Raw genomic sequence first — 20,889 nt, forward strand, 5'->3', positions numbered from 1 at the left:
CGCGCCCGGCGCCCCTGACGCCGCGCCGCCCGGCACTCCGGCCGGTCAACCGGAGGCGAACGGCCCCGCGGCACCACCGTCGCGCGGCGAGGCACCGTCCCACGACGCGAAGCCCGCCCAGCCGTCCCATGACATCAAGCCCGCGGCCCCCAAGCCGGCCGCGGCACCCGCCGCCGAGGCGGACATCGAGCCGGGCATCGATCCGGCGGCCGAGAGCGCACCGGCGCCGCGGCCGCGCTACGTGCGCGCGGCGACGCAGGCCCGGCCGGGCCTCTGGGAGAGGATCGTGAGCGAGGGCGCGGCCGGCGCCCACTGATCCCGGCAGCGGCGGGCGGGGCGGGGGTGTCCCCGCCCCGCCCGCCGCGGCGCTTGACCTGGAGCGCGCTCCAGATGGTTCGCTGGGATCATGGATTACACGCAGCTCGGCCGCACCGGCCTCAGGGTCAGCCGCCTGGTGCTCGGCACCATGAACTTCGGTCCCGAGACCGGCGAGGCCGACAGCCACGCCATCATGGACGCGGCCCTGGACGCGGGCGTCAACTTCTTCGACACCGCGAACGTCTACGGCCTGGACACCCACCGGGGCCGCACCGAGGAGATCATCGGGAGCTGGTTCGCCAAGGGCGGCGGGCGCCGGGAGAAGACCGTCCTCGCCACGAAGGTCTACGGCACCATGAGCTCGGGCGGCACGCCGTGGCCCAACGAGGACAAGCTGTCGGCATTGAACATCCGCCGCGCCGCCGACGCCTCGCTCAAGCGGCTCGGCACCGACCACATCGACTTGTACCAGTTCCACCACATCGACCGGGCGACGCCGTGGGAGGAGATCTGGCAGGCGGTCGACCTCCTCGTCCAGCAGGGCAAGGTGCTGTACGCCGGGTCGTCCAACTTCCCCGGTTGGGAGATCGCCCGCGCCAACGAGACCGCCGCCCGGCGCGGATCGCTCGGCCTGGTCAGCGAGCAGTGCCTGTACAACCTGGTGGAGCGGCGCGCGGAGATGGAGGTCGTCCCGGCGGCGGACGCCTACGGGCTCGGCGTGATCCCGTGGTCGCCGCTGCACGGCGGCGTGCTCGGCGGGGTGCTGCGCAAGGAGCGGGAGGGCGGCGGAGCGCGGTCGCGGTCCGGCCGCGCGGCGAGGACGCTGGCCGATCCGGCCGAGCGGGCGCGGATCCAGGCGTACGAGGACCTGTGCGACAAGCACGGCGTGGTGCCCGGCGACGCCGGGCTGGCCTGGCTCCTCACCCGTCCCGGGGTCACCGGCCCGATCGTCGGCCCGCGCACCCGCGAGCAGCTCGACTCCGCCCTCCGCGCGGTCGAGCTGGACCTGCCGGCGGACTTCCTGGCCGCGCTGGACGAGATCTTCCCCGGGCCGGGCCCGTCCCCCGAAGCCTTCGCCTGGTAGGCCCCGAGCGGTTGGTTCAGCGCGCCCGGCGCGGAGGGCCCGCCGGGGACGGAGGGCCCGCCGGGGACGGAGCGCCGGCCGGGGACGGAGGGGGCGCGGAGGACGGAGGCGGCGCGGAGGACGGAGCGCACGTCGGGGACGGGCGCAGGCGGCCGTCCACCAGCCCGTCGAAGCTCAGCCGGATCAGCGCCTCCCCATGGGCGGACATCTCCCGCAATGTCGCGGTCAGCCGGGCCAGCTCCCGGAAGGCCCGGCCGTACTCGCGCTGCCGTTCCAGGGACAGCCGCGGGATCCGCATCCGCCGCGGATCCAGCCGGCTCGATCCGGCGCAGGCGCGAATATGCGCGAATGTCAGGAAACCGGCGAGGAAGTGCGGATCGAGCTGGGCGGCATCCGGGCGGTAGAGGGTGAGGCAGGGGCCGAGCACGGCGCCGCCGTCCTCGACGACCCGGGCGGATCCGTCCGGGGCGGCGACGACGTCCCCGGGCCAGAGCGCGATCACGCCCGGCTCGCGTCCCGCCGCGCTCGACGGCCCGGCGGTGAGGGCCGAGGGGCCCGAGCCGGTGGCGACGTCGGCGGCGGTGAGGACCGGCACGTCGCCGCCGGCGGGCAGCCGGGCCGGCGCGTGCGCGATGGTGAGGGCCCCCTCCCTCGCCAGCTCGGAGATCGTGGTGAGCGGCAGGGGGCGCCGCTCGGGGAGCAGCTCCAGGCGGGGCGGCTCGGGCGCGGCGGCGCCCACGCGCTCCAGGGCCTCGGTGAACCTGCGGCCGAACGCGGGGCCGCCCTGCTCGGGGCGGTGGCGGGACGGGCCGAGGTCCACCTCGTCGCCCAACAGGTCGGTGACCGGGACGGACCACTGGCCGCCCTCGCGGCAGCAGTGCCGCTCCCACTCCGGCTCGACCCGCCCGAGGTCGCCCTCGGCGTCCAGCAGCAGGACCCGCGCGGGCGGCGGCTCCCCACGCTCGGGACGGTGCAGCAGCCACAGGTCGGGGCCGCCGGGCGCGAGCGTGACCACGGCCCGCAGCGCGCCGGCCCGCAGCAGGTTGCCGCGGACGCGCCGGCCGGGGCGGCGGCTCGCGACGGCGGACGGCATCAGCACCGCGGCGCGCCCGCCGGGCCGCACGTGGGCGAGGCAGTGCTGCGCCCAGGCCAGCTCCGGCTCGCCGCGCGGCGGCAGCCCGTACCTCCAGCGCGGGTCGCCGGTCAGCTCCTCGCGGCCCCAGGCGCGGTCGCCGGACGGCGGGTTGCAGACGACGGCGTCGGCGACCTCGCCGGGGAAGGCGTCGTGCCGCAGGGAGTCGGCGGTGGCGACCTCGGCGGGCGTCCCGGCCAGCAGCAGCCGGACGGCGGCGATCCGCGCGGCGGGCGCGCCGGTCTCCTGGCCGAGGGCGCGCCGCGCGCCCGGGGCCGCCAGCAGCAGGGTGCCGAGGCCGCACGCCGGGTCGAGCACGACGTCGCCCTTCTGGCAGGCCAGCCGCGCCATCAGCGCCGCCACCTCCGGGCGCGTGAGGACGAGCCGCCGCGAGTGGGCCGCGACGTAGCGCTCGAAGAGCAGGCCGAAGGCGGCCCGGTGCCCGTGCTCGGCGGCGAGGTCGTCCAGCATCCGGGGCAGCCCGGGGTCGGCCTCGGCGGGGTCGAGATCGGGCCACGGCAGCGGGACGGCGCCGTCGCGCGCCTCCAGCAGCCGCAGCCCGGCCCAGCCGAGGATGTCGGGGAGCCGGAAGTCGTCGCCGGACGCGCGGAGCCGCTGCCAGAGCCGGTCGCCCGGGGACACCTGGAACGGCTTGCCGTTGCGGCGCAGCCAGCCCTCGACGTCGGCGAGGGCGAACAGCGGGCTGGTCGCGGTCCCGCCGACGGGACGCGGGAAGTCGCCGTGGCGGCGGCGCCAGTTGCTGACCGTCGCGCGGCCGACGCCCGCGAGGCGGGCGATGTCGCCCGCCGTCACGCTCGGGTCGCCGCTCATGCCGTTACCCTACTTGATCATCCAGAATGCCGAAGGGCGCGCGGAACGCCGTGAAACGCGCCAATGGCGAATACCGCGCATATGGTTAATTCATCAACAATTCGTGCGCGCATCCGGCTTCGCCGGGCCGGGCGGGCTCCTGCGCGTAGAACTGGGCGGCCCAGCGGCGGAACGGGGCGATGGGGCCGTCGCCGCCCGCGAGCCTCGGGCGGTCCAGGTGGCCGCGGTTGTTCCAGATGGGGAAGTCCTGGCGCACGTCCGCCCACAGGGTCGGGCCGATGACGTGGGTGGCCAGCCACGCGGCCGGGCGGGCGAGCGGCGCGGGGCGCCGGGGCCCGGCGAACCGCAGGGCGAGCAGGGCCCTGAACTCCAGCGCGCCCGGGTCCGTCGGGGTCTGGAGGAAGAACGCCTGGACCTCCAGGCCGAGGCTCGGGACGACACCGCGCGCCGAGTTGACGCCGAGCCCGTGCGCGCGGGCGGTGAAGCGGAACTCCAGGTCCCCCAGGGGCGGGAAGCCGCGCCGCGTCGTGACGTCCGCGCGCATGCTCGGGCCGTCGAACTCCAGGTTCGCGATGCGGGCGCTGCGGTAGCCGTGCAGGGCGGTGAAGTGGCCCATGTCGATGGTGTTCTCGACGATGTCCTGCGGATGCGCGGTGAGCCGGTGGAACCGCTTGATCGGCGCGGGGAAGCCGTCGCGCAGCACGGGCGGGACCTCCCAGCGCGGCGGCCCGCCGGACGCGTCCCACCAGACCAGGACGATCCCGTCGATCTCGCGGACCTCCAGGCGCGACAGCCGCGCCTTGGGCGGGCGGGCGCCGGTCCCGGTGCTCACGCACGTCCCGTCCGGGGCGAAGGCGAAGCGGTGGAACGGGCAGACCAGGTTCTCCCCCTCCACCGTGGACCCGTAGCCGAGGTGGGCGCCCAGGTGCGGGCAGTAGGGGCGGACGGCGCGCGGCGTCCCCCGGCGGGTGCGGTAGAGCACCACGTCGTCGCCCATCAGCCGGCGGCGCAGGACGGCGCCGGGCCGGAGCTCGCCGGCGAACGCGACGCCGTACCAGCCGTCGGGGCGCGGCGGCAGGACGCGGGATACGGGCATGGCGCGACTTGTCGGATTCATATTTCGGCCTTTCACGGGTCCGACGTTCCGGCACCGCAGGCGGCACCGGAATTGACCGCGCCCAGGCCACCGGAAAATTTGAGGAAGAGGGATATCGCCTTGCCGGATCAAACCTTTCCTCTTTTCCCGCAAGGTCTTATTGGAGCGGCGTGGCGAAAGGGGCGCGAGCGGTGGCGCGGGAGTTCTGATCGGGGGATCACCCGCTGCCGTCCGTGGAGGTTCGATGCCGGTAACGTCCGTTCCGTGCGCGCCGGGGCGCCTGCCCCTGGCCGGTCACGTCCACCGCCTGCTCCGCGATCCGGTCGGGCTGCTGCAGGCGCTGCGGGACGAGGGCCCGATCGCCGCGTTCCACCTCGGGCGGCGGCCGGTCTACGTGGTCAACTCGCCGGAGCTGCTGCGGCGGGTGCTCGTGACAGACGCCGGCTCCTACGTCCGGGGGCTGGCGTACGAGCGGAGCCGGCCGATCCTGGGCGACGGCCTGGCGACCTCCGACGGCGAGGCGCATCTGCGGCAGCGGAGGCTGATGCTGCCGTCGTTCCACCGGGCGCGCCTGCTGGGCTACACCGGCGTCATGCGCGCGCAGGCCGAGGTCCTCGCCGGGACGTGGCGGGACGGGCAGCGCGTCGCGATGGACCGGGCGCTGCACCGCACGAGCGCGGCTGGGGCGCTCCGGGCGCTCTTCCGGACGGACCTGGACGACGCGACCGTCGCCGAGATCGACGACTGCGTCACGGTCTTCCTGGAGGAGATCCCGCTGCGCGCCGTGCTGCCCCGGTTCGCCGAGCGGCTGCCGACGCCCGGGAACCGGCGGTTCGCCCGGGTCGCCGCTCGGCTGCGGCGGATCGTGGACGGCATGGTCGAGGAGCGCCGCCGGGATCCGCGGGCGCGGGACGACCTGCTGTCGATGCTCATGGCCGCGCGGGACGAGGACACCGGCGCGGCCATGACGCCCCGGCAGGTCCGGGACGAGGTCGTGACGATCCTGGCGGGCGGCTCCGAGACCGTCCCGTCGACGCTGTCATGGCTGTACTACGAGCTCGGCCGGGACCCGTCCGTCCAGGAGCGGTTGCAGGACGAGCTGGACCTGGTCCTGGAGGGGCGGCCCGCCGGGTTCGACGACTTGCCCCGGCTCGCGTACACGCGGCGCGTCATCGATGAGACGCTCCGCCTGCACAGCGTCGCGTGGATGATGTCCAGGCGCGCGCGCACGGACGCGGAACTGGGCGGCCACCGGATACCCGCGGGTGCGGAACTGCTGTTCAGCCCGACGACCCTGCACCGGGATCCGGTGCTCTATCCCGACCCTCTCCGCTTCGATCCCGACCGGTGGATTTCACCGCCTCCCCGGGAGAATTTCGTGCCGTTCGGTGCGGGCCCCCGGAAATGCATTGGCGACCACTTCTCCTATATCCAGATGACCGTCATCGTCGCGACCGTGTCGGCCCGTTGGTCGGTGTCGGGCGTGCCTGGGAGCCGGGTGCGGGAGCGTCCCGCCGGTGCGCTTCGTCCGGACGTCCTGCCGATGACCGTGTCCCGGCGCGATCCGCGCAGTCACGGGAGACACGGGCACGGAGGACACGGTCACGGGAGGGCGGCGTGCGCGGCGGCGAGCGCGGCTCCGGCCAGCACGGTCGAGGACACGACGTCGTACGGCGTGTAGAGGCTCCGGCCCACCCACAACTCCGGGAAGGGCCCGCCGAGACGGCCGCGCAGGTAGCGGTGGGCCGCCGCCCAGACCGACGCCGGGATCCGCGCTCCATGGCGGGCCAGAGCGTCCAGGTTGAGGACGGCGCAACCGGTCTCCTCCGGTGTTCCGAACCCGTACCAGCCCCATGACCCGTCCGGCCGCTGGGTCTCCAGGAGCCAGCGGAGCGTCCCGTCCAGGCGCATGGCGGTGGCCCGCGCCAGGGCGAACGTCACCTGCGCGGTGGCGTAGTACGGGGACACGTGCCACTTGTCGTACCACCAGGCGCCTTCGCGGCGCGTGTCCAGCAGGAAGCGGACGACCTTGCCCATCGGCCGCGTGTAGGCGGCCGAACGCAGCGCGAGGGCCTCCAGTACCCGTGCGTTGGGGGTTACCGATCCGTCGCGTTCTCCCGGGTAGGTGAAGAAGCACCGGTCTCCTTCGAAGGCGAGCAGGCCGTCCAGCAGGTGCAGGACGTCGTGACCGGCCGCGTCCAGCACGAGGATCGCCATGGCGCTGTCGTCAGGGTCGGGCAAGGGGAAGGTGGCACTCAGCCCGAGCTGACCGCGCGGGCCGAGCAGCGCCCGGAGTCGGTCCAGGCAGCGGACGGCCGCAGGCACACGAACGTCGAGCAACCCGGCCCGTTGCAGGTTGTGCAGTACCCAGGCCAGTTCGAACGCCTCGGTCGGGTAGAGCGACGGGACGCCGCCGTCCGGCGACCGGCGCGCCAGGGCGTCCAGGTAGGCGGACGTGGTGCCGTCCGCCCCCAGCGCGGCGGTGGCCGAGGGCGAGTTGGCGAGCGAACCGTCCGGGCCGGTGAACCGCGCAAGCGCGCGCAGAGCCGGGTCGGGCTCGATGGCCTCAAGCGAGTACAGGAGGGAGGTCGGGCCGCCGAGCAGGCGTTCCCTCGGGATGAGATCCAGCTTCGCCTGGCGCGCCCCGGCCAGGTCGTCCCAGTCCCGGTAGGGCAGGTCCAGTCCCCGCGCGGACGCCTGGCCGAGCAGGAACGGGACGGCCAGCTCGAAGGCCATGGTCTCGCCGACCGGAGCGCCGCGCCAGGCGGCCGGGCGGGACCGCAGGTAGGCCAGCCCCGCCCGCACCGCTTCGGCACGCCCCGGCAGGGACGGGCCCGGGTCGGTCAGCGCCACGACGGCGGCCAGCGTGCAGACGGTGCGGTCGTGGGGCAGCTCGATGTCTCCGCCCCACGAGCCGTCCGGCCGCTGGTGGCCGATCAGCCAGCGCCGCGACCGGGGGAACCGCACCGTCCCGTCGGCGTCGCGCAGCCGGGAGATCCACGCGGTGGTGTACGGGCAGGGCCCGAACGACCCGCCGTCCCCCAGCCCCCCGAGCAGGGACTCCGCCCGCTCGCGCACGGACGGCTCGGCCCGGACGTCCTGCTCGATCATGCCGCGTGCCCCGCGTCGGTCCGCTCGTAGTGGCGCACCGACCACAGGAGTTGGCGTTCCAGGGCGAGCGCGGGCCCCGGGACGGGCCCGATGAGCGGGCGCAGCGCGCGGCGGCAGCGCGCCACGTACAGGGCGATCCGGTCGCGCGCCCGCGCCGCCGGGAGCCCGAGCGCGAGCGCGTCCAGGACGCCCTCGTCCCGCTCGCGGCGGTGCCCGCGCAGGTCGTTGGCCAGCCGGACCGCGAGGCAGGCGTCCCGCAGGGGCCGCCGGAGCGCGGGCAGGACCTCGGGCAGCCCCGGGCCCGGCATGTCCGACCACATCGCCAGCACGAGCGGGGCCAGCGCGATGCTCGCGGCGCCGTGCCGCAGGTACTCCTCCAGCGGCGGCGCGGGCACACCGGCCTCCGCGCGCCGCGCGGCCTCGTACTCGAACCGCGCCCCGGCCAGCGTCGCGTCCACGGCGCGCCGCCACCAGGGCAGGACGGCCGGAGACGCGGCGACCCCGTCGCGGATCTCGGCGAGCGCATCCCCCAACGCTCCCCCCGGCGCTCCCCCGGCGGGCGGTGCTCCGCCCGCGACCGCCTGGAGCGCGTCCAGGCCCGTGTGGAGGCGGACGGGATCGCGGCGGGCCGGCGGGCCGTCCGTCCAGGCGTCCAGGGCGAAGATCCAGAGCCCGGTGCGGGCGGCCAGGTCGGCGCCCCGCCCGGACAGCCACGGGGCGACGAACGCGGCGGGCAGGCTGCACAGCGCGGCCAGCGCCGGGTCGAACGGCGGGCCGAGCCGTCCCGCCCACGCCGCCGAGCGCTCCGCCAGCCGCGCGGTGACGACGGCCGCGTCCGCGGCGGCCAGCACGTCCAGCGGCCGGCAGGCGCCCGCCGGGTCCGCCCCCGGTCCCGTCCCGGCGCATCCCGCATTCTGCATTTCGACCCCCGCCTATTTCTTCTCGCAGATGTCGCGGCGCGAAATCTCCTCGCCGTCCCGCACAGCCAATCCGCGCCGAGCCCCGGCGGGGCAGGGTTTTGCCGCCCTCGTCCTGCGACCGGCCTGCTCTTTTGCCACGTCAATGCGCAGTATCGAATGCCCCATGAAACAGTAATCACGGCGTGCCCGGCCCCGCCTTTCCCGCGTTCGGGATTGTTCGGCTTACGTTTGTCTCGACCTGTGGGGAAGACGAGCGCGGAGGAGAACAGTGGGGACGAGCATGACGGCGACCGAGGCACCCGCCCCGTCGATCGGGGACGCGGGACGCGTGCTGGCGCGCACCCGCGCCGTCTTCGAGCCCGCGCTCCGGGCGGCGGTGCACCGCCTTCCCGCCCCCATCCGCCGCATCGCGGGCTACCACCTGGGCTGGTGGGACGAGCGGGAGCGCCCCACGCCCGGCGGGAACGGCGGCAAGGCGATCCGCCCCGTGCTGGCCCTGCTGTGCGGCGAGGCCGTCGGCGGCGGCCGCGACGGCGCCCTTCCGGCGGCGGTCGCCGTGGAGCTCGTCCACAACTTCTCACTGCTGCACGACGACATCATGGACGGCGACCGGACGCGCCGGCACCGGCCCGCGGCCTGGACCGTCTTCGGCACCGCGCAGGCGCTGCTGACCGGCGACTCCATGATGGTGGCGGCGATGGACACCCTGGCCGCCGAGCGCGCGGACGTGGCGCCGCGCGCGCTGCGCGACCTGGCGGCCGGGCTGCAGGACCTGTGCGCGGGGCAGTCCGCCGACATCCGGCTGGCGGCCGACGAGGGGGCGACCCTGGACGACTGCCGCGAGGTCATCGCCGGCAAGACCGCCTCGCTGCTCGGCTGCGCCTGCTCGCTGGGCGCGATGTACGGCGGCGGCCGCAAGGAGCAGGTCCGGCTGATGCGCATGTTCGGCGAGCGGCTCGGCCACGCGTTCCAGCTCGTGGACGACGTCCTCGGGATCTGGGGCGACCCGCGCGAGACGGGCAAGCCCGTCCACTCCGACCTGGCGCGCCGCAGGCGGTCGCTCCCGGTGGTGGCCGCGCTCGGCTCGGGCACCGCCGCGGGCCGCGAGCTGGCCGCCGCCTACGAGGCGGACGTGGAGTTCTCCCCCGCCGTGCTGGCGCACCTGGCCGCGCTCGTCGAGCGGACGGGCGCCCGGCGGCTGGCCGCCGAGCTGACCGCCAAGAACCTCGCCGACGCGACGGCCTGCCTGGACGCGGCCGCGCCGCTCCCCGGCCCCGCCGCCGCCCTGCGCGCCATCGCCGAACTGGTCGCCGAACGCACCGCCTAGCGCACCCGCACAGCCGCCCGCCGGGCCTGACCGGCTTTTGCCGTTCGCCGTCACCGTCCGCGACTCCCCGGCTACGGTCGAAGGCCCGAGGCATCGCGGAACGGTGACAGCACATGAGCGGATCGGCGACGGCGGGCGCGGGCGGGCGCCCCGCGGGCAACCTGCCTTACGGGCTCCCGAGCTTCGTCGGACGGGAGACCGAGCTCCTCGACCTGGAGCGCCTGCTGGAGACGGCGCCCCTGGTCACGCTGACCGGGACGGGCGGGGTCGGCAAGACCCGCACCGCGCTGGAGGCGGCCCACCGCGTGCGCGACCGGTTCCCCGACGGGGTCTGGCTGGTGGAGCTGTCGCGGCTGCGCGACCCGGAGCTGCTGCCGCACGCGGTCGCGACGTCCCTGGGCGTGCACGACCAGGGCACGAGCCCCCTGCCCGATGTGCTGGCGGGCTTCCTCGCCGACCGGCGCAGCCTGCTGATCCTGGACACCTGCGAGCATCTGCCCGGGGCGTGCGCCGACCTGGTGACGCCGCTGCTGGCGGCGGCGCCGGACCTGCGGATCCTCGCGACCGGGCGGCAGCCGCTCGACGCCGAGGGCGAGCGGGTGGTCACGCTCGCGCCGCTGGCCGTCCCGGCCGAGGGCGAGGACGACACCGAGGGCGCCGCGCTCAGCGAGGGGGTGCGGCTGTTCGCCGCCCGGGCGCGGCACGCCGTCCCCGGCTTCGTGGTGGACGAGGCGAACCGGGCCGTCGTGGCCCGGCTGTGCCGCGGGCTCGACGGCCTGCCGCTGGCGCTGGAGCTGGCGGCGCCGTGGCTGCGGGTGCTCCCGGTCGAGGCCGTCGCCGACCGGCTCGACGAGCGGTTCCGGCTGCTCGCCCGGGGCCCCGGCAGGCAGCCCGGCAGGCACGAGACGCTCCGGACGGCGATCGGGTGGAGCCACGAGCTGTGCGGCCCCGCCGAGCGGCTGCTGTGGGTCCGCGCGTCGGTGTTCGCGGGCGGCTTCGACCGCCGGAGCGTCCAGGAGGTGTGCTCCGGCGGGCCGATCGACCCGGCCGACGTCCCGCGGCTGCTGGCGCGGCTCGTCCGCAAGTCGATCGTGATGGACGGCGGGGACGGCGCCCAGCCCCGCTACCGGATGCTCGACACCGTCCGCGAGTACGGGGCCCGGTGGCTGCGCGAGCTGGGCGAGGAGCCGGAGATCCGGCGGCGGCACCGCGACTTCCACCTCGCCCACGCCCGGCGCGCCTACGCGTGCTGGATGGGCGGCAGGCAGGTCACCTGGTACGAGCGCGCCCTGTCGGCCCACGCCGACATCCGGGTGGCGCTGGAGCACTGCCTCGCCGGCCCGGACGTCGGCGACGCGCTGGAGCTGGCCGGGAACCTGTGGTTCTACTGGTACGCGTGCGGCTTCCAGCGGGAGGGCCGCCACTACCTCGAACGGGCGCTCGCCGTCTCCGCCGAGACGGGCCCGAGGCGGACGCTGGCGGCCTGGGCGCGCGGGCTGATCACGCTCTCCCAGGGCGACATCGACGCGGCCGAGGAGTGCGCCGGCATCTGCCGCGCCGACGCCGGCCGGACCGCCGAGACGGCCGCCGCGTTCCTGGAGGGGTCGGCCCTGACGCTGACCGGCGAGAGCGCCAAGGCGCTGGTCGTGCTGCGCCGGCTGGAGCCCGACCCGCTGCGCGGCGGCATGGACGAGGCGATCTGGCTCCTCGAACGCGGCGTCCGCGCGTTCGCCCACGTCCAGCTCGGCGATCTGGCCGAGGCGGCGGCGCTGGCCGAGGAGGCGCGGGCGGGCAGCGCCGAGCGCGGCGAGCGGTGCCTCCAGGCGTGGGGCGACTACGTGCAGGCGCTCGCCGAGCTCGGCCTCGGGCGCCCCGAGGCCGCGGCCCGGCACGCGCGGAGCGCCCTGGAGAGCAAGCGGCCCCTGCACGACACCTGGTTCATGGCCCTCTGCCTGGACGCGCTGGCCCTGGCGGTCGCCGCCACCGGAGACGGCGAGCGCGCGGCCCGGCTCCTGGGGATCGGGCAGCGGATCTGGCGGGCGCACGGGCTGTCCCAGCTCGGCTCCCCCGAGCTGGCCGCCGCCCGCCAGGCGTGCGAGGGACGGCTGCGCGGCGCGCTCGGGGACGCGGCGTACGAGGCCGCCCACACCGCCGGTCTCCGGACGCCCCCGGACGAGGGCATCGAGTACGCGCTCGCCACCCGGCACCACCAAGATCGGTAAAATCACCGCAAGGCGGACAGTTCGGAGTACCGTTCCTCACGCGGTTTCCCCCTGTCCCGACCAGCGCAGATCCGGAGCGCGCAGTGAACTACGACGACCAGCCCTCGCTCGCCGACATCCCCAACGACGTGCCGACCTCGGCCCGGGCCTACGGATGGCTCCTCGGCGGCAAGGACAACTACGAGGTCGACCGGCAGTTCATCAGGAAGCAGCTGGAGGCCCATCCCGCCGGCCTGGACATCACCCGGCAGAACCGGCTGTTCCTCTACCGCGCCGTCCGCTACCTGGCCACCGAGGCCGGGATCCGGCAGTTCATCGACATGGGCTGCGGCCTGCCGACCGACGACAACGTCCACCAGGTCGCCCGGCAGTTCGCGCCGGACGCCCGCGTCGTCTACGTCGACATCGACCCGATCGTGCTGGCGCACGGCCGCGCGCTGCTCGCGGGCGACGCGTCCACGACCGTGATCACCGCCGACATGCGCGACCAGGACTACATCCTGGAGCACGAGGACGTGCGGCGGCTGATCGACTTCTCCGAGCCGGTCGCGACGCTGTTCCTGTCGGTCGGCCACCACCTGCCCGACGGCGACGACCCGCGCCGCGTCCTGCACACCGTCATCGACCGGGCGGCGCCCGGCAGCCACCTGACGTTCTCCCAGGTGGCGTGCGACGACCCGGTGCGGAGCGCGCAGATGACCGAGCAGGTGACCAGCGCCGGGATCCGGTGGCAGACGCGCACCCCGGCCGAGATCGACGCGCTGCTGTCGGACCTGGACCCGGTCGAGCCGGGCCTGGTCAACCTGGTCGACTGGCGGCCGATGGACCTCCAGCCGCAGCTCGCGCCCGTCCCGCCCGAGCTGGAGCGGTACGCGGGCGCCTCCAAGCTGGATCGCTCCATCTACGAGTACGGCGGCGTCCTCCGCAAGCGCTGAAACCCTGCTAGACGATCTTTTGGTCCCGGGACTGCCCCGCGGCGGGGGCGGGCGGGCGCCGGCCCGGCGGCCTATCCGACATTCCGGATCCGCTCCCGTCGCGACCTTGCGATTCGCTGACCGGTCCGTGGGCATTTCCGCACGAGAGGAGGGCATCAAGAAGTCTCCGTTCGCATTTGCGGCGATTGGGGGGACACCACGATGTGGGACTACGCGGGCCGGGACACCGCGATCGACATGGGCAGCGCGACCGTGCGGATGCACGTCAAGGACCGCGGGGTCGTCTGCCGGGAGCCCTCGCTGCTGGCCCGCTCCCGGCGGACCGGCCAGATCCTCGCGCTGGGCCTCCCCGCGCAGCAGATGGCGGGACGCGACTCCGACGTCGCGCTCGTGCGGCCCATCCGCGAGGGCGCGCCGACCGAGACCGACGAGGCCGAGTACCTGATGCGGCACCTGGTCCGCAGGCACCACCGCCGCCACTACATGGCGCGGCCCCGGCTGGTCGTCACCGTCCCCAGCGGGATGACCTCCGTCCACTACCGGGCCCTGCAGTTCTCGGCCTACCAGGCGGGCGCGCGGCGGCTCACCATGGTCCCGACGCCGATCGCCGCCGCCATCGGCATGGGGATGACGGAGGCCGGACCCGAGATCGCGGTCATCGCCGACATCGGCGCGGACCTCACCGACGTCGGCGTCATCGCGTTCGGCGGGCTGGTCACCTCGCACACCGCGGCGGTCGGCGGCTCGGACCTGGACCGCGCCATCGTCGCCCTCGTCCGGCGCGAGCACGGGGTGACCCTGTCGGCGGCCGCCGCCGAGGAGGCCAAGATCGCGGTCGGCGCCGTGCCCTGCGTGGGGCGGCAGCCGATCCGGCAGGCCCCGGTGGACGGCCGCGACGCCACGACCGGGCTGCCCCGGCGCGTCGTCGTCACCACCACCGACGTGCAGCGCGCGATCGAGGGGCCCGTCTCCAAGATCGTCGAGGCGGTCCACGCGGGCCTGCGCGGCTGCTCGCCCGAGGTCTCCGGCGAGCTGCTGAGCGTGGGCGTCACCCTGACCGGCGGGACCGCCCGCCTCCCCGGCCTGGAGCGGCTGATCCGCGACCGGACGGGGCTGGACGCCTGGCTCGGCGACGACACCGGCGACGCGGCCGTGATCGGCGCGGCGGACGTCCTGCGCACCGCCGGGCTAAACCCGCCCGTCCAGGACGCAACGTCCCGCCCGCATCTCCTGACGACCGTCCCCCAGTACTAACGTTCCGAAAGGGCACATACCTAGGACCGCAGGGGAAGCCGATGCTGACCGGGTGGCCGTTTCCGTCACGCTCGGGTCCTCGCGGCGTCACGATGGGTGCATGGCCTTCGAGGGGATGCCCGGATACGACCTGATCAACGTCGTCAGGGAGCTCGGGCCCGTGGAGGCGGTCCGCGATCAGGAGGCCGCCGAGCGGATGCGCGTCTATCCGAAGATCGTGGGTGCCGGGCCGCCGGACTTCGGCGTCGCCGAGCAGCGCGGCGGCGAGTGGCGGATCCTGACGCTCGGCGCGATGGAGCCCGCCGGCGCCCGGATCGACCTGGCGATCCACCTGCGCGAGACGTCCGCCGGGCGGCGGGCGTGCGTGCGGCGGGAGATGCTCGCTATCGCCGACCGGCTCGACCCCGAAGTGGGCGAGGCCGACACCGGCACCGAGTTCCGCGTCGGCGGCGGCCGCTTCCGGATCGTCCGGACGCTGGGCTTCACCCGCTTCGGGGACGACGGGCCCGAGCCCGCCCGCGCCACCGACACCGAGGAGGGCCCGGTCAGCTCGTTCCTCATCGACCCGACGGCGCCGGTCGGCCCGGCGGGCGCCGCGCTCCGGCTGGAGCTGCTGAGCCTGGTGCCCGCCGCGGGCACCGTCCCGGAGGAGCTGCGCCGGGAGGCCGTCGCGGCGATCAGGAGGCATCCGGGGGTGGTGCTGCTGCCCCCGGAGTTCACCGTCGTGGAGGACCTGGACGACCGCTGGCGCCCGCTGACCGGCGGGGAGGGGCCGCAGGACGCCCGCGACGCGCTCGCCCACTACTTCCGCGTGATCCTGCCGCGGTTCACCCCGCCCGGCATGGCGCCGCCGAGCCCCGGCGAGCTGGAGGAGTACGCGCGCGCCGCCGACCACGTCGAGACCGGGCGCGGGGTCGAGTTCGTCGCGTGCGGCCGGCGGTTCCGCGTCGTGCGGGTGGTGCGGATGATCCGGGTGGGCCCGGACGGCCCGGAACCCGCGCGTCCGTCCGACGAGGAACCCGACGCGGACTGACGCGAAGATCCATATTGCGGGTGGAATGTCGGGAGGCTTCGCTAGGCTGCCGCATGGCAGGGCTGTAGCGCAGAGGTCGTCGCGCCATAGCTGCGAGCTGGAGGACGTCGGTTCGATTCCGACCAGTCCTGCCCCTATCCGTTCCCGGTAGCGAGGAGTGCCGTGCCGTCCGTCCCCGCCGAGGAGCCGCAGGCGGCGGACACCGGCGGGGCACCCGCCGCGGCCGGCGCACCCGATGGCCCCGGCGCGCCCGGCCCGGCCGAGCTGGCGGCGTGCCTGCGGGTGCTGGAGCGGGCGCGGTCCGCGCCGCCCGGCGATCCCCGGTGGCGGGCCGTGCACGAGGCCGCCTCGCAGGTCCACCGGGCCGGGAAGAAGGCGCGCAAGGCGTCCCGGCTGGCCGAGCGCCGCCGGGGCGACCTGGAGGCACTGGCGGCCACGGCGCGTTTCCAGAACCAGAATCCCGGCCCGTCCCCCGGCGGGGAACCCGCGCCCGGCCCCGCGCCGGAGCCCGTGCCGGAGCCCGCGAGCGAGGCGGCGCGGGTGCTGTCGGGCGCGCGGCGCTGCTATGTGTGCAAGGCGCCGTACAGGGACGTCCATCCCGACTACCACCTGCTGTGCCCGGAGTGCGCGCGGGAGAACGCGGCGCGCCGCCATGCCCGCTGCGACCTGCGCGGCCGGCGGGCGCTGGTGACGGGCGGCCGGGTGAAGATCGGCTTCCAGGTCGCGCTGAAGCTGCTGCGCGACGGCGCGGACGTGCTGGTCACGACCCGTTTCCCGCGCGACGCCGCACGCCGGTTCGCGGCCGTCCGCGACTCCGGCGACTGGCTCGGCCGGCTGCACGTCCACGGCGTCGACCTGCTCGACCTGCCGGGCGTCGCGGGGCTGCTGGAGGCGGCGCACGCGCGGTTCGACCATCTCGACATCCTGGTCAACAACGCGGCGCAGACCGTCCGCAGGCCGCCCGCCTACCACCGGGAGGTGCGGGCGGCGGAGGCGCTGCCGCTGGACGGCCCGGCCGCGCGGGTCGACGTCGCGGAGGGCGGGCGGGCGGCGCTCGACGCGGGACCGGCGGCGGCCATGGCCGTCCGCGACGACGCCCTGTTCCCGGCCGGGCTGCGGGACGAGACGGGCGAGCCGCTCGACCTGCGCGAGCGCAACAGCTGGAGCCTGCGCCTGCACGAGGTCGACCCGGCCGAGTGGATGGAGGTGCAGATGGTGAACGCGTTCGCCCCGTTCCTGCTGACGGCGCGGCTGCGGGGGCTGATGGAGGCGTCGCCGTGGCCCGACCGGTACGTGGTGCAGGTCTCGGCGATGGAGGGCGGCTTCTCCCGCGCGAACAAGACCGTCCGCCACCCGCACACCAACATGGCCAAGGCGTCGCTGAACATGCTGACCCGCACGTCCGCGGCCGACTACGCGGCGGCGGGCATCCACATGACCAGCGTCGACACCGGCTGGGTGACCGACGAGCGCCCGCATCCCGGCAAGCTCGCGCAGCGGGAGGCGGGGTTCCGGCCGCCGCTGGACGTGATCGACGGCGCGGCCCGCGTGTACGACCCGATCGTGCGGGGCGTCGGCGGGGAGCGGCTGTCCGGCCTGTTCCTGAAGGACTACCGACCGGTGGAGTGGTGACGATGGAACCGACCCCCGTACGCTGCCCGGCCATCGAGCACCCCGACCTGCCGCTCGCCGACCCGGCCGCGCTCGGCCCGCTGCTGGCGCGGCTGGAGGACGGCGCGCCGGTCGGGGGCGACGAGGCGTTCCCGCTGGGGACGCTGCGCGGCGACGGCCGGATGGACCTGTGCAAGCAGGGGCTCGGCGCGGCGGGTGTCGCGCGGCTCGTCCCGGCGGCGGCCGCGTCGCCGCACGCGGTGCACCTGCTGCTCGGGACGAACGCGATGGGCGGCGAGGGCGCGCGGGCCATCGCGTCCGCGCTGGAGCCCGGCCACGGCGTCGAGACGCTGTACCTGGGCTGCAACCGCATCGACGCGGACGGCGCGGCGGCGCTCGCCGGGCGGCTGGCCTCGGACGGCGAGGTGCGGGCGCTGTGGCTGAAGCGCAACCCGGTGGGCGACGCCGGGGCGGCGGCGCTGGCCGGGATGCTGCGCCGCAACACGGCGATCCGGACGCTCGACCTGGTCAACACCGGCGTGGGCGTCGACGGGCTGCGCGCGCTCCTGGCCGCCCTCGCGGCGCGGGAGGCGCCGCTGGAGCGGATGTTCCTCGGCGGCAACGGCCTCGGCCCGGACGCCGCGGACGTGCTCGCCGCGCTCATGCGCGACGCGAACGTCCGCGAGCTGTACCTGCCCGCGAACCACCTGGGCGACGCCGGTGCGGCCGTGCTGGCGTCGGCGGCGCGCTCCGAGGGGCGTCCCGTGCGGCTCGGGCTCGGCGGGAACGGCGTCGGCCCGGCCGGGGCGCGGGCCCTCGCCGGGGCGCTCGGCCGGATGGAGGCGCTCGACCTGGGCCGCCCGCCGTCCGAGCGGGCGCTGGGCGCGCCCCCCAACGCCACCGGCGACGACGGCGCGGCGGCACTGGCCGAGGCCCTGCCGCACAGCCCGCTGCGCCGCCTGGAGCTGCGCCACACCGGCATCACGGGCCGGGGCGCGAAGACGCTGCTGGCGGAGGTCGGCGACGGGACGCGCCTGGAGTACGTCGGGCTCGGCCCCGGCCTGCCGCGCAAGGTGAAGCGGGCGTTCGCCGAGCGGCTGCGCCCGGCCGCGCGCCCCCACCCCGACCTGTGCTCGATCGCGAGCGTCTATCGATGAGCGCCGAGCCGCAGTCCCCGCCGTGGCACCGGAACCTGGCCACCTGGAGGCGGATCCGCCGCCACGCCGTGCCCCGCCCGATGATCGAGAGGGCGGCGGAGCGCCGGGAGGCCGGTGACTGGCGCGGCGCCTGCGCGGCGGCGAACGTGGACGTCCGGTTCGACCTGGACGCCGTCGCCCGCGAGCACGGGACGCAGGCCGCGGCCCGGCTGGCGGACGACCTGCGGCACCTGGCCCCCGACCTGCTGCGCTGGAACCTGCCCCGGGTCGGGTGCGGCCGGACGACCATCGTCCCCCAGCTCGTGATCGCCCTCGCCCGGTACGGCGACGACGGCTTCCCGCACCGAGACGGCCTCCACGACGACTCCGGCGGGCTCGGCCTGTACGTGGTGACGCCGATGTTCGTCAACGGCTCCCAGCGGCTGAAGCTGATCCTCCGGCCCGGCCCCCGCGAGACGACCGATTGGACCGGCGAGCGGCACCTGTTCGACGTCCGGCACAGCGGGGGGCTGCTCGCGCACTGCGGCGGAGGCCCGGACCGCGCGCCGTTCTTCCACGCGGACGGCACGCTCCGCACCGCCGCCGAGCTGCCGGCGTCGCCCCCCGCGCCCGAGGACGCCTCCGCCCACGCCGAATGGGCGCTCCTGCTGCACGAGCGCGGCGACCTCGCGGAGGCGTTCGACGCCGTCGGCATCGACCTGAGCCTGGAGCGGCGCCCCGGCCACCCGGCGTGGTTCGACGAGCCGTCGTCCATGTTCGCGGCCATGGCGCTGTCGCCGCCCATGATCGCCCGCGCGGTGGCCGAGCGGGCGGCGGGACCGGCGGCCGGACCGGACGGCGCGGTCACGCTGTGCATCGAGGGCGGCTGGGCCCGGACGGTGGTGCTGGAGGCGGGCGGCGCCCGCGCGCGCCCGCTGGCGAGGAGCGGGCACCGCTGGGGCGGAGACGAGGACGCCGCGCCGCTCGCGGAGCACCACTGGCGGCGCCCGCCCGACCTGGAGCTGCTGCGCGCCGAAATGATCACGCCGGAGGAGCTGCATCCGCTGGTCCGGTCGGCGCTGTTCCCGGCCCGTCCCGCCGCCGAGGGGCCGGTCGGGCCGCCTGGCACGTGGCGGCCCGAGCCGGTGCGGGTGCGGTGCCGGGGCGAGTGGCACGAGGTCCGGTCGGGTGGCGGCGGCCTTGAGATGCCGCACAGCCTGGACGAGCAGCGGCGCGAGCGCGCGCTGGAGGCGCTCGGCGGGGCCGTGTCGGGCTGCTTCGCCGTGCACCGGGTGTGGCGGACCGGGAAGGGCCGGCTGCCTCGCGGCCTGCGCGAGCAGCGGCGGGAGGTGTTCCTGCGGGTCCAGCACGGCGACACCGAAGGCGTGCTGGCGCTCCTGGACGCGGGCTTGGACCCGTTCGTCCGCGACGGACGCAAGCGCACGCTGATGCACCAGCTCTACACGATGGACCACACGGTGATGCTGCCGAGGCTCCTGGACGCGGGGCTCGGCCTGGAGGACCTGGACCACCACGGCCGCACGCCGCTGCACATCGCGGTCGGCGACCACGGCTCGGCGGCGCTGGTGCGGGCCCTGGTGGACGCGGGGGCGCACACCGACGTCTCCGACGACAACGGGACGGACGTGAAACAGATGATCGAACTGCGCGGGCGCGAGGATCTGGACTGGCTGTGACGGGCGACCTTCTCGCGGCGGCGGACGAGCTGAACCGCCGCGCCGGCGCCTGGCGGACCGAGCCGGCGCGCAGCACGCAGTTGGAGGCGCTCGCCCTCGCCGTGTCGGCGAACATCCCGGTGCTGCTGTGGGGCGAGCCGGGGATCGGCAAGTCGGCGGGCATGGAGCGGCTCGCCGCGGGGCTCGGCGTCCCGCTGGAGACGGTGATCGCCAGCGTGCACGAGCCGTCCGACTTCGCCGGACTGCCGATCATCGGGGACGACCCGGCGGCGACCGGGGTGCCGATGGCGCCGCCGGACTGGGCGGTGCGGCTCGCGCGGGCCGGGCGCGGCATGGTGTTCTTCGACGAGCTGTCGTCCGCGCCGCCCGCGGTGCAGGCGGCGCTGCTGCGGGTCGTCCTGGAACGCCGGGTCGGGAGCCTGGTGCTGCCGGGGCCGGTGCGGGTCGTCGCCGCCGCCAACCCCCCGGCGAGCGCCGCCGACGGCTGGCATCTGAGCCCGCCGCTGGCGAACCGGTTCGTCCACCTGCACTGGACGCACGAGCCGCGGACGGTCGCGCGGGGCATGGCGGGCACCTGGCCGGAGCTGAGCGTCCCGGCCGTGGACGAGGGTAAGGCGGCCGCCGCCGTCGCGCGCGCCCGGGGCGCGGTGTCGGGGTTCCTGACCGCGCGGCCGGGGCTGGCCCACCACCTGCCGTCCGACGCCGAGGCGCGGGGCGGCGCGTGGCCGTCGCCGCGCAGCTGGGAGATGGCGCTGCGGCTCCTCGCGACCGGCTACGCCACCGGCGCCGGGCAGGACGCGCTGGCCGCGGCGGTGGTCGGCGCGATCGGCGACGGTGCCGGGCTGGAGCTGCTGTCCTACCTGGACGAGCTGGACCTCCCCGACCCCGACCGTGTCCTGGCCAACCCGGCGGCGTTCGCGCTGCCGGAGCGCGGCGACCGGCAGCTCGCCTTCCTGACCGCGGTCGTGGCGTCGGTCCAGGGCGACTGCACGCGCAAGCGGTGGGAGGCGGGCTGGAAGGTCCTGGCCAAGGCGGTGGACGCGGGCGTCCCCGACGTCGCGGCGCGGGCCGCCGCCGACCTGGCCGCACTCCGCGACACCGACTGGCCCGTCCCGAGCGGGATCGACGGGTTCGTCGACCTGCTCCAGCTGTCCGGCGCGCTGCCCGGCGGCGGGTAGCGCC

General features: G+C 76.0%; 15 protein-coding genes, 1 tRNA gene and 1 pseudogene. 13 read left to right on the forward strand and 4 right to left on the reverse strand.

Translation table 11 applies throughout. The annotated features are described in order from the left end of the window. Both E1298_RS47765 and E1298_RS06220 read left to right on the forward strand, forming a co-directional pair. Window positions 1-316: pseudogene (locus E1298_RS47765) on the forward strand (hypothetical protein); the annotation flags it as partial. A gap of 90 nt (window positions 317-406) precedes the next feature. After that, window positions 407-1,402: an aldo/keto reductase gene (locus E1298_RS06220; protein WP_131889858.1), complete on the forward strand. Its 996-nt coding sequence runs from the start codon at window positions 407-409 to the stop codon at window positions 1,400-1,402. Between the two features lie 16 nt (window positions 1,403-1,418). Here E1298_RS06220 and E1298_RS06225 read toward each other — a convergent pair whose 3' ends face one another. After that, entirely contained in the window at window positions 1,419-3,365 is a 1,947-nt protein-coding gene (locus E1298_RS06225; RefSeq protein ID WP_131889860.1) for an N-6 DNA methylase, read from the reverse strand. An 85-nt stretch (window positions 3,366-3,450) separates the two neighbouring features. Continuing rightward, complete coding sequence (locus E1298_RS06230; protein WP_165975326.1) at window positions 3,451-4,461, reverse strand: Rieske 2Fe-2S domain-containing protein; 1,011 nt, start codon at window positions 4,459-4,461, stop codon at window positions 3,451-3,453. A 244-nt stretch (window positions 4,462-4,705) separates the two neighbouring features. Here E1298_RS06230 and E1298_RS06235 point away from each other — a divergent pair, with 244 nt between their 5' ends. Further along, window positions 4,706-6,142, forward strand: coding sequence for a cytochrome P450 (locus E1298_RS06235; RefSeq protein ID WP_131889864.1), 1,437 nt, complete (start codon window positions 4,706-4,708; stop codon window positions 6,140-6,142). On the opposite strand, the gene E1298_RS06240 is transcribed toward E1298_RS06235, so the two are convergent. Beyond that, complete coding sequence (locus E1298_RS06240) at window positions 6,064-7,572, reverse strand: prenyltransferase/squalene oxidase repeat-containing protein (RefSeq protein WP_131889866.1); 1,509 nt, start codon at window positions 7,570-7,572, stop codon at window positions 6,064-6,066. The genes E1298_RS06235 and E1298_RS06240 overlap by 79 nt on opposite strands. Then, window positions 7,569-8,492: a terpene synthase family protein gene (locus E1298_RS06245; RefSeq protein ID WP_131889868.1), complete on the reverse strand. Its 924-nt coding sequence runs from the start codon at window positions 8,490-8,492 to the stop codon at window positions 7,569-7,571. The genes E1298_RS06240 and E1298_RS06245 overlap by 4 nt, the downstream gene beginning before the upstream one ends. A gap of 280 nt (window positions 8,493-8,772) precedes the next feature. Between E1298_RS06245 and E1298_RS06250 the strand changes: the two genes are divergently transcribed. The 10 genes from E1298_RS06250 to E1298_RS06295 all read left to right on the forward strand — a co-directional run bounded on the left by E1298_RS06250 (window position 8,773) and on the right by E1298_RS06295 (window position 20,885). Next, entirely contained in the window at window positions 8,773-9,819 is a 1,047-nt protein-coding gene (locus E1298_RS06250; protein WP_131889870.1) for a polyprenyl synthetase family protein, read from the forward strand. Between the two features lie 113 nt (window positions 9,820-9,932). After that, window positions 9,933-12,041: an ATP-binding protein gene (locus tag E1298_RS06255; protein WP_131889872.1), complete on the forward strand. Its 2,109-nt coding sequence runs from the start codon at window positions 9,933-9,935 to the stop codon at window positions 12,039-12,041. A gap of 83 nt (window positions 12,042-12,124) precedes the next feature. Beyond that, window positions 12,125-12,976 (forward strand): SAM-dependent methyltransferase, encoded by an 852-nt coding sequence (locus E1298_RS06260; protein WP_131889874.1) that lies wholly within the window; start codon window positions 12,125-12,127, stop codon window positions 12,974-12,976. 201 nt (window positions 12,977-13,177) lie between these two features. Then, a complete protein-coding gene (locus tag E1298_RS06265) occupies window positions 13,178-14,230 on the forward strand; it encodes a rod shape-determining protein (RefSeq protein ID WP_131889876.1) in 1,053 nt (350 codons plus the stop codon). Between the two features lie 100 nt (window positions 14,231-14,330). Beyond that, the gene (locus tag E1298_RS06270; RefSeq protein ID WP_131889878.1) at window positions 14,331-15,263 is read left to right on the forward strand and encodes a DUF5954 family protein; all 933 of its coding nucleotides are present in this window, start codon (window positions 14,331-14,333) and stop codon (window positions 15,261-15,263) included. A gap of 58 nt (window positions 15,264-15,321) precedes the next feature. Beyond that, window positions 15,322-15,394 (forward strand) — tRNA-Arg (locus E1298_RS06275). Between the two features lie 31 nt (window positions 15,395-15,425). Then, entirely contained in the window at window positions 15,426-16,895 is a 1,470-nt protein-coding gene (locus E1298_RS06280; protein ID WP_131889880.1) for an SDR family NAD(P)-dependent oxidoreductase, read from the forward strand. 2 nt (window positions 16,896-16,897) lie between these two features. Beyond that, complete coding sequence (locus E1298_RS06285) at window positions 16,898-18,031, forward strand: leucine-rich repeat domain-containing protein (protein ID WP_131889882.1); 1,134 nt, start codon at window positions 16,898-16,900, stop codon at window positions 18,029-18,031. Further along, window positions 18,028-19,707 carry an ankyrin repeat domain-containing protein gene (locus E1298_RS06290; protein WP_131889884.1) on the forward strand — a complete coding sequence of 560 codons (1,680 nt, stop codon included), beginning with the start codon at window positions 18,028-18,030 and terminating at the stop codon, window positions 19,705-19,707. Before E1298_RS06285 ends, E1298_RS06290 begins: the two co-directional genes overlap by 4 nt. Next, window positions 19,704-20,885, forward strand: coding sequence for an AAA family ATPase (locus tag E1298_RS06295; RefSeq protein WP_207944473.1), 1,182 nt, complete (start codon window positions 19,704-19,706; stop codon window positions 20,883-20,885). The genes E1298_RS06290 and E1298_RS06295 overlap by 4 nt, the downstream gene beginning before the upstream one ends. The last annotated feature ends 4 nt before the right edge of the window (window positions 20,886-20,889 follow it).

Origin of the sequence: Actinomadura rubrisoli, from assembly GCF_004349215.1 — a bacterium.
Lineage (GTDB): Bacteria > Actinomycetota > Actinomycetes > Streptosporangiales > Streptosporangiaceae > Spirillospora > Spirillospora rubrisoli.

Bases quoted from the DNA above. Each gene is read 5' to 3' on its own strand.
- E1298_RS06220 (WP_131889858.1), top strand. From the start codon at position 407: ATGGATTACACGCAGCTCGGCCGCACCGGCCTCAGGGTCAGCCGCCTG.
- E1298_RS06225 (WP_131889860.1), bottom strand. From the start codon at position 3,365: ATGAGCGGCGACCCGAGCGTGACGGCGGGCGACATCGCCCGCCTCGCG.
- E1298_RS06230 (WP_165975326.1), bottom strand. From the start codon at position 4,461: ATGCCCGTATCCCGCGTCCTGCCGCCGCGCCCCGACGGCTGGTACGGC.
- E1298_RS06235 (WP_131889864.1), top strand. From the start codon at position 4,706: ATGCCGGTAACGTCCGTTCCGTGCGCGCCGGGGCGCCTGCCCCTGGCC.
- E1298_RS06240 (WP_131889866.1), bottom strand. From the start codon at position 7,572: ATGATCGAGCAGGACGTCCGGGCCGAGCCGTCCGTGCGCGAGCGGGCG.
- E1298_RS06245 (WP_131889868.1), bottom strand. From the start codon at position 8,492: ATGCAGAATGCGGGATGCGCCGGGACGGGACCGGGGGCGGACCCGGCG.
- E1298_RS06250 (WP_131889870.1), top strand. From the start codon at position 8,773: ATGACGGCGACCGAGGCACCCGCCCCGTCGATCGGGGACGCGGGACGC.
- E1298_RS06255 (WP_131889872.1), top strand. From the start codon at position 9,933: ATGAGCGGATCGGCGACGGCGGGCGCGGGCGGGCGCCCCGCGGGCAAC.
- E1298_RS06265 (WP_131889876.1), top strand. From the start codon at position 13,178: ATGTGGGACTACGCGGGCCGGGACACCGCGATCGACATGGGCAGCGCG.
- E1298_RS06270 (WP_131889878.1), top strand. From the start codon at position 14,331: ATGGCCTTCGAGGGGATGCCCGGATACGACCTGATCAACGTCGTCAGG.
- E1298_RS06285 (WP_131889882.1), top strand. From the start codon at position 16,898: ATGGAACCGACCCCCGTACGCTGCCCGGCCATCGAGCACCCCGACCTG.
- E1298_RS06290 (WP_131889884.1), top strand. From the start codon at position 18,028: ATGAGCGCCGAGCCGCAGTCCCCGCCGTGGCACCGGAACCTGGCCACC.